This window comes from Streptomyces sp. NPDC002573 (assembly GCF_042889625.1).
Lineage (GTDB): Bacteria > Actinomycetota > Actinomycetes > Streptomycetales > Streptomycetaceae > Streptomyces > Streptomyces gibsoniae.
In genome coordinates, this window is record NZ_JBIARC010000025.1 from 116,286 (window position 1) to 124,495 (window position 8,210).

The 8,210-nt window shown below is 68.9% G+C and carries 6 protein-coding genes and 1 pseudogene; 4 read left to right on the forward strand and 3 right to left on the reverse strand.

The features are described from left to right. The first annotated feature begins 132 nt into the window (after nucleotides 1-132). Complete coding sequence (locus tag ACFYX0_RS23700) at nucleotides 133-525, forward strand: hypothetical protein (protein ID WP_388972905.1); 393 nt, start codon at nucleotides 133-135, stop codon at nucleotides 523-525. Nucleotides 526-633: 108 nt separating this feature from the next. On the opposite strand, the gene ACFYX0_RS23705 is transcribed toward ACFYX0_RS23700, so the two are convergent. Then, complete coding sequence (locus ACFYX0_RS23705; protein ID WP_388972907.1) at nucleotides 634-903, reverse strand: hypothetical protein; 270 nt, start codon at nucleotides 901-903, stop codon at nucleotides 634-636. A 663-nt stretch (nucleotides 904-1,566) separates the two neighbouring features. Here ACFYX0_RS23705 and ACFYX0_RS23710 point away from each other — a divergent pair. Together ACFYX0_RS23710 and ACFYX0_RS23715 are read left to right on the forward strand one after the other, a co-directional pair. Further along, complete coding sequence (locus tag ACFYX0_RS23710; protein WP_388972908.1) at nucleotides 1,567-2,853, forward strand: glycoside hydrolase family 47 protein; 1,287 nt, start codon at nucleotides 1,567-1,569, stop codon at nucleotides 2,851-2,853. 327 nt (nucleotides 2,854-3,180) lie between these two features. After that, nucleotides 3,181-4,686: a hypothetical protein gene (locus ACFYX0_RS23715; protein ID WP_388972910.1), complete on the forward strand. Its 1,506-nt coding sequence runs from the start codon at nucleotides 3,181-3,183 to the stop codon at nucleotides 4,684-4,686. Nucleotides 4,687-4,949: 263 nt separating this feature from the next. On the opposite strand, the pseudogene ACFYX0_RS23720 reads toward ACFYX0_RS23715, so the two are convergent. Continuing rightward, a pseudogene (locus ACFYX0_RS23720) lies at nucleotides 4,950-5,306 on the reverse strand (transposase); the annotation flags it as partial. A 351-nt stretch (nucleotides 5,307-5,657) separates the two neighbouring features. After that, nucleotides 5,658-5,867, reverse strand: a complete 210-nt coding sequence (locus ACFYX0_RS23725; protein ID WP_355925128.1) for a hypothetical protein — start codon at nucleotides 5,865-5,867, stop codon at nucleotides 5,658-5,660. 1,275 nt (nucleotides 5,868-7,142) lie between these two features. Here ACFYX0_RS23725 and ACFYX0_RS23730 point away from each other — a divergent pair. Beyond that, on the forward strand, nucleotides 7,143-8,210 hold a 1,068-nt coding region (locus tag ACFYX0_RS23730), incomplete at its 3' end, for a lytic transglycosylase domain-containing protein (protein WP_388972912.1).

The following is an 8,210-nucleotide window of genomic DNA, read 5'->3' on the forward strand; positions in this document are numbered from 1 at the left end:
GTCGGTAAATCCGGATAACCCAGGCACTCGGGTTCCTGGGCTGCGGTCCTGCTCTGGAAAATCCTGTGCCGCTCGAAAAGTCATCGTCGCTGGTGGCAGCGGTGACGGTTCGTCCGCCGGCAGCATGTCCCGGTGATCGTGTCCCTGCCGGATGACCCGAAAGTTGCTCTCCCTGCCGTCGGTGCCTGCGCGGCGATGCCGCGAAAGACGGGGAACTTCTCGTGCTGCGGCACAAGGACGCGGTGCTGCGCCGACAAGCCGACCGGCCCGTTCCGCTACGAGCCGGCCGATCGATTCTGGTTCGCTGCCCTCTCCGGCCTCATACCTCGGCGCCACTGGCGCGACGTCGTCCCGATCAGCCCAGGCACCCTGCTCGGCCGGCACCGCCGTTTCATCGCCGCGATGTGGGACTACAGCGCGCGCAGGCACACCGGTCGGCCACCCACCGCAGCGGCGATCAAGAACCTCGTGTCTGCGCCTCGCCAGCAAGAATCCGCGATGGGGCCACAGGCGAGTCCAGGGTGAATCGGTGCGGCTCAGGCACCGGCATCCCAGCCTCAACGGTGATGGACAGTGCAGCAGGCCGGGAATCTCACCGCCGACGCAGACACGTCAGGACAGTCGGCGCGCCGGTCAGGTCTCCATCACGGCATCGCAGTCGGGGCAGACCACGGTGGCGTACTCCGCGGGGTACCAAGGCGACTCAGGGTGCTCGGAGGGCTTCCAGCAGGCCGTTTCCATGGCGAAGGTGTCCTTGCCGCAGAGGGTCCGTGGTCCGGTCGTATCGGGAGACCCTGGCGCGGCGGGCGCCGCGTGCACCCGGCGGACGAGCCGTTCCCCGCCACGCGGTACGCGTGTGGCTACCACCTTGTCGACCTCGTACACGACGACGATCTCGCCCATGCCTCCAGCATAGGCGCCGGACGGCCCGACCCGCCCCCAGCAGCCGGTCGGGCGGCCGCACGGAGCGTGGCGCCGTTCGAGCTCAGTCATCTCAGACTACAGCCGTGCTCGTCTGCCGGGCGCAACACGCCCAACGCGGCGTGGGACGTGATTCCCCAGGCGGAATGCGTGACAGCCGCCGGGCAGCCCATCTGATCGCGGTCTCCCTGTTCGACCCCTTGTCCGTCACCGCCCCGATCAGGCGGGCCAGTGGTACCGGCCGCCGCGCGAACAGACAGGCACCAGGACCGCAGCGGCACGGGGCGAACCCCCGCTCGCCCATGGCTACGGCTGGGGGGATGGCAAGTTCACGGCCGCGGTGGGAAGCCTTCACGCCCCTGCACAACAGTGCTCGGCCACATCGGCGACCTCCTCGCCGGGACGGCGGCTGCTCTCGACCGGTCGACACGCCGATCGCCCTGGTTGCCTCCGCGGCGGCCGCATCGCCGGTAGCGTCCGGGATCCATGCAACCGCGCCGCTCTCTCATCCCCCGCGCCGCTCTGCCCCGCCGCAATGTCCTGAACATTGCGGCGGCCGGCGCGGTAGGCGTCCTTGTCCCGCCACCCTCCGCCGTCAGGCGGCCCCAGCATGCCGCTACCGCCGATCTGCCGCCTGACCCGGTCGTGGCCCAGCAGGTGCGCGCTGAGCTCGTGCACAGCTGGGAGGGCTACAAGAAAGCCGCCTGGGGATATGACGAGGTCCGGCCGGTCTCAGCCGAACACCACGACTTCTTCGTGCCGGGACAGACTTTCGGCCTGTCCATCATCGAGGCACTGGACACCCTTTGGATCATGGAGTTGGACGAGGAGGTGGCGCCGGCCGCCGACTGGATCGAGAAGCACCTGGATCCAGTGGTGGACGGCGACGTCCAGGTCTTCGAGGCGGTGATCAGGTTGGTCGGTGGTCTTTTGTCCGCCTACTTGTGCACCGGCCGGGAGGCGCTGCTGACCCGATGCCGCGAGCTCACCGACCGACTGTTGCCGGCTTTCACGCGCTCCCCTACGGGCCTCCCGTACAGGCGCATCAACCTGCGGACCGGCAAGGTGTCCGGCACCGTCACGCCGCTGGCAGAGGTCGGCAGTAACATTCTGGAGTTCGGGCTGCTGTCGCAGCTCACGCGCGACTCACGCTATTTCGGCGCCGCCAAGCGCGCGTACCAGGCGGTATTGGACCGGCGTTCCTCGCTCGATCTGCTGGGCACCACGATCGACGTCGAGACCGGCAAGTGGGTGGACGGCACCTCGTGCGTGCCCAACCCCCCGGTCGACTCCTTCTACGAGTACCTGTGGGCAGGGGCCGAGTTGTTCGGCGACCGGGACCTTGCGCGCTGGTACCGGTTGCTCACCGACGCAGTACTGCACAGGCAGGCTGAACAGCGCGCCGGTCACCTGTGGTTCCGCCAGGTCGACCACAGCAGCGGGAGAACGGTCGGCCGGGTCCAGTCGGAGTTGGCTGCGTTCTATCCAGGGCTCCTCGGCAAGGGCGGCGACCTGTCGACGGGAAAGAACTACTACCTGTCCTGGACCGGTCTTCTGGACCGCCACCCTCTGCTACCGGAATCCTTCGACTTCAGCAGCCAAGAAGTCCTCTCGCCTCGGAACGATCTGCGTCCCGAGTACATCAACTCTTCTTTCGACCTGTGGCGGCTGACCCAAGACGCCTCCTACAAGACCACCGGTTACCGCTGCTTCCAAGGGATGCGCGATCGGTTGCGGGTGCCCGGCGGCTACACCGTCGCCCTCGATGTGACGGCCTCCCCGCCTCGCCTGGGAGACCTGACACCCGGCTATTGGTTCGCGGAGGCTCCCAAGTACCTGTACTTGATGTTCGCTCGCAGCCCGCGCTTCGACTACCGCGCCGGACTGCTGTCGACTGAGGGCAAGATCCTGCGGGGCGCCCTGCGGGCGTGACCGGCACGACTGCCGCCGGCGCCTTCGTTTTGTGAATGATCTCGGTCCGGATACCCGAGCGCACGATGGATGCGGAGTTCCGCGAGGTGCAGATCCGGCGGTCGGAAGCCGGCCCGGCGACGGCACGCATGTCGGAGCCCGAACGCGCAAGCACCACCGCACAATCGGGCCGGCCGCCCCTGTTTTTGATCGTTCTTGACAGGACGAGCCCTAGGGCCCACCAACCGCGAGGGATAGCCTCGCCCCGTCCGCAACCCCCTGTGCCACCACCCCCCACCTGAGGGGGCGGACACGCAAGTCCCCTTTCGATCCCAAGGGAGGACTCTGATGGCACACGGCATCAGACGGTGGCTGCTCGCGGGGGTGGGCACCCTCGGCCTCGCAGCAGCGGGCGCCGTACCCACAAGTAACGCTGTCCACCAGGCAAGCTATCCGCAAGTACGGCCAACCGTGGCCGATTACACGCAGGTGACGACCAGCCAGACCCCACCGACCCAGTCCCAGTGCACGTCGGTGGGACGCCGTTGCTTCACCCCCCAGGGCATCCAGGCGGCCTACAACGTAGGCCCTCTGCACTCGGCCGGAAACGACGGCCACGGTCAGACGATCGCAATCGTCGACGCCTACGGCAGCGACACCATGGCCCACGACCTGCACGTCTTCGACCAGGCATTCGGCATCCGGTCCATGTGCGGGGAAGAGGGCGTCAACTGTGCGTCCGGCATGCCGACCTTCAGCGAGCTTCATCTGCAGGGCTCGCCCGCGACCAAGGCGCCTCCGTCCACGAGCAAGGCCCCCGGGCAGGAGGACAAGAGCGCGTGGGCGCTGGAGGTGGCCCTCGACGTCGAGACCGCCCACGCCATGGCACCCGGCGCCAACATCCTGCTGGTCACCACCCCGACCGCCGAGACCCTCGGGGTGCAGGGCTTCCCTCAGATGATGGCTGCCGAGCAGTACGTCGTCGAGCACCACCTCGCGACCGTCATCTCCCAGTCGTTCGCCTCCGCGGAGGGCGCCTTCCACGGCGCCCGGTCGCTGGAGAACCTGCGCGATGCCTACAAGGCGGCGGCACAGAACGGTGTCACCGTTCTCGGCTCGTCGGGTGACGACGGAAGCGCCGGCTCGGTCAAGGCGCCGGTGGGCAAGGGCGGGTCGACGCTCCCCGATCCCGCGGTCGAGTGGCCCGCGTCCGACCCGCTGGTCACCGGAGTCGGCGGCACGGACCTGTGCACCGACCCGGGTGCCACCAGCGGCAGGGCCGTCGACAGCGTCTCCCCGCCCGGGGCCTGCCAGAAGGCCTCCGGCCAGTCGGAGATCGCCTGGGTCGGCTCCGGTGGCGGCTACAGCAGCGTCTTCGCCAAGCCGGACTACCAGTCGGGTGCGCTGCCGGCCGGCAGCACTTCCATCGGCGCGATGCGCGGCGTTCCGGACATCTCCCTGCAGGCGAGCCCGTCGACGGGAGCGCTGGTGTACGTGTCCCTCCCGCCCGACGGCCTGAGCGGGCTGAAGTGCGGCAGCACGCCGTGCAGCACGGGCTGGTACGACATCGGCGGAACGTCGCTGGCGTGTCCCCAGTGGGCGGGCCTGGTCTCCATCGCTGCCCAGATCAACGGCGGTGGACTCGGCCCGATCAACCCGGCTCTGTACAAGCTGGCGTCGGACCCGGCCACCTACGCGGCAGACTTCAACGACGTCACCGTGGGTGGCAACGCCGCCGAGACCTCGGTCCCGGGCTACTCGGCCACCGCAGGATGGGACCCTGTCACGGGGCTGGGTACGCCGAACGCGGCGAAGCTCCTGCCTGACCTCGCCAACGCCGTCCACGGCAGCTGACCCTCTGATGCACCGACCCCGGGCGTCCCGCCGTCGACCGACGGCGCGACGCCCGGCAGCCGTTGCGGCCCCCCCCCACCTGGTCCGAGCAGCGACCTGATGGTCTCCTCTGGCGCTGATCGACGCCGCCGCGGCACCCACAAGGCGATGCGTCGTACGGGGTTGAAGTCGGGCTCGTAGCGGGACTTACCGGACTCCGGGCATCGAATCCCATTGGTACCGAGCGGCGGCCAGACTGCCGTCAGGGTCTCCAGCTGGTCGGCAGCGCCGTTCTCGGCCAGCCGGGCCCGAAACTCGCACAGCACCGAGTAGTCGAATCCGGGATCGTCCAGCTCCAGGCCCAACGCGTACCTCCAGTCGATCCTGGTCCGCACCGCGTCTGCCGCAGCCCGGTCGGACAGGTTCTCCGCGAACTGCAGCACCGACACCAGCGCCAGCTGCCCCGGTGACAGCCCGGGCCTGCCATCGGTGGGATACAGCCCGGCGAACTCCTCGTCCTCGAACAGCACATCCAACCGGTCCCTGATCAGCATCGCCGGAGTGCCGTTCGGACACGCCGCCCGTGCTGTCCGCACCGTCCTGACCGGGATCCTCTGATGCTTCTCCGGCCGCAGGGACATCGCGACCACCCCCACCGTCGACACCGCCCCGCTCCCACCAGACAAGCACCCATCGGGCCAGGCGTCAGCACCCCGCCAACATCACCAGCAGAGTCACGGCATTGCGTCTAAAGGCGGGAACGATCAGACAGGGACGAAAGGACGCACCCCGCTGACCAGTAAGAACGATGAATCCCAAGGAAGATCATCACTGACGGGGAGGGTTGTGTCACCTCTCCTACTGCGATGCTCACTACAGGTCTTCCTTCGACGAATGAGCGCCCTTCTGAAGCCTTTGCGGGGCCGCCGAAGGGCGCTCAAGTGTGAGCCACGGCAACTACTGCCGACGGCTCAGCTGCGAGAGGCTACCGGTCAGAAGGAGACGAAGACACCCGCCTGGTGGTACTGGCCGGCGGCTCCCATGACCTCGCTCTTGACCGCGTCGAGCTGCGCCAGGACATCAGAGTCGCTGAGGGTTGTGGGTCCGGCGGAGACGCCGGCGTGCGGGCTGAGCCCGCCGGAGACGTTGTCGAGCTCAGCCTCGGAGATCTCAGCGGTCTGGATCTGAGGAGCGGAGTTCATAGCGAACTTCCCTTCGTATAAATGTTCTACAAGAGGAGCAGCCCATGTGGGGACAAACCGTGAGCCGCGACTGCAGGCGCGCCACGTCCAGTTCCGGGAACCGTCGCGCGACCCCGGCAGCGCACAGGATGAAATCACGGAGCGTGCCGAGCAGCCACTTAAACCACTCTTCCACCAGGTCGGTTAGCGGCATGGTCTACACATCCGTGCAGTCATTGCCATGCTTTGCGGACCCCTTCTCTACAAGCTGCGTGACCCCGGCGATGGTTGGTATCACCGCATGAGTTCATGACTTGACGCTCCGCACCAGCCGAGCGCCGTCTGACGTGTTCTTGTGCAGATCCAGCGACCGCTGTGTTGCGGTTGTTGGGGCATTCGATGTGCAGATCCACGGCGTGGGGCGTTCGGGGACGTGCTACAGGCCCTGTCCTGTCGGTTTCAGCGAAGGCAGGAGGCCCCAGGGCGTCACGGGCCAAGGACCATCCAGACCGTGAACTCATCAAGCGCCCGACAGGGAAACCGCGTAGAACCCCGGCACCCACGACGGACACGCCAAGGCCTTTGAGTACTTCACGGCCGATACGTGACGCTACCGAGCACCCCTGTCCACAACGGTGTTGACCTTGCGACTATCGGCCGTCACCTGTGACACTCCAGCCCCACGCCACGCTGAACGTGGTGACCCCGGGTGGGGTTCAGGCACCTGCCCTCTTGGAGGAGGCTCGCGGGCGCCGGCGTGCAGGCGCAGGCTCGTTTCCCCCGTGACGGGTCTGCCCCTGCTCGAAAGGCCGACCTGGGCGCCCTACACGTGGCAGGGCGTCCAGGGCCCCTTCGGTGAGCCAGTGGAGTGGACGGTCGCGAGCAGTTCCTGCCCATCCGCGGCCGCACAGTGAAGCACGTGCCACGGACAATGAGCCTGGACCCGCGGCCGAGCAGTTGGACAGCAGCGGAGTGCAGCAACCATCGCGACTGCAGCCGACCTCCAGTGACCCCCGATGAGGCGTGGTCGCGCGCCTGCGCAACACCGGCTGAATCCTCCCCGCGCATGACGGTGCCCCGGTACTCGTCACCAGGACGAGCACAGGGCACTGCCGTGCCCGGCGACGTCAGCCCTGGGGAAAGCGACCCCCGTACGTCGCTGCCTGCCCTCCGGAGGGAGGTACACGGGCGGCATCGTGCAGGGGTGGAGCCGTTTGCCTTCCGGTTCCGCGCGACGGACCTGCCCTCCGGCCGCGTAGAGCAGACGACGGATTCACCCACGGAGGGGAATGCACAGTGACAGCGCGCGCACTCAAGGGGGCACTGAGGGGTGCCAGGGGTACGGCGATCGCGGCGGCGGCGATGGCCGTGCTGACCGCGTCGCAGGCGCCGAGGGCGGTCTCGGCCGAGGCCGCGGAGCCCGCGCGCAGGGCGGCACCCGCCGAGCTCGGCCTCGGCGTGTCCGGCGACACCCCGTACCGCACCGACCTTCCCCCGCTGGGGACCGGGAGGGTGGGCTCGGCACACGGAGTGACGGACGGCGGCGCCCTGCCCGCGAGCGTGTTCGCCGCGTACCGGCGTGCCGAGGAGGAGCTGGCGCGCAGCGCGCCACGTTGCCGGCTGCGCTGGCAGCTGCTGGCCGCGATCGGCCAGGTGGAGTCCGGGCAGGCACGGGGCGGACTGGTGACCCGGGACGGTACGACCGTGACGCCCATCCTCGGCCCGCGGCTGACCGGTGGCGCCTTCGCCGTCGTGGCGGACACCGACGGCGGCGCGTACGACGGTGACGCGGTGTACGACCGCGCGGTCGGCCCGATGCAGTTCATCCCGTCCACCTGGGCGCGCTGGGGAGCGGACGGCAACGGCGACGGACGGACGGACCCGAACAACGTCTACGACGCGGCGCTTGCCGCCGGCCGCTACCTGTGCGCGGGCGGCCGGGACCTGTCGAACCCCGCCGACCTGGACCGGGCGATCCTGGGCTACAACCACTCGGACGCCTATCTGCGCACCGTCAAGGCGTGGTACGCGTACTACCTGACCGGACACCGCGTGGTGCCGGACGCGTCCGTCGGATCCCGGTCGGACCGGCCGAAGCCGTCCAGCCCGAAGAGACCGAAGCCCGCGCCGCCGAAGCCGTCGAACGACCGGAAGCCGGGCGCTGGCCCTTCGCACACGCCGTCGACGCCGCCCACCTCACCCTCCCCCGACCCGTCCCCCAAGGCCGGCGCCCCGCAGGAGTCCGGGACGCCGCTGATTCCCGTCCCCGAACCGACTCTCACGCTGCCCGGCGGCGGTGTGCTGCCCGGCGCGGGGCCGCTGACCACCGGCAACGGCTGGAACATGATGGGCGCATCCCCCTCC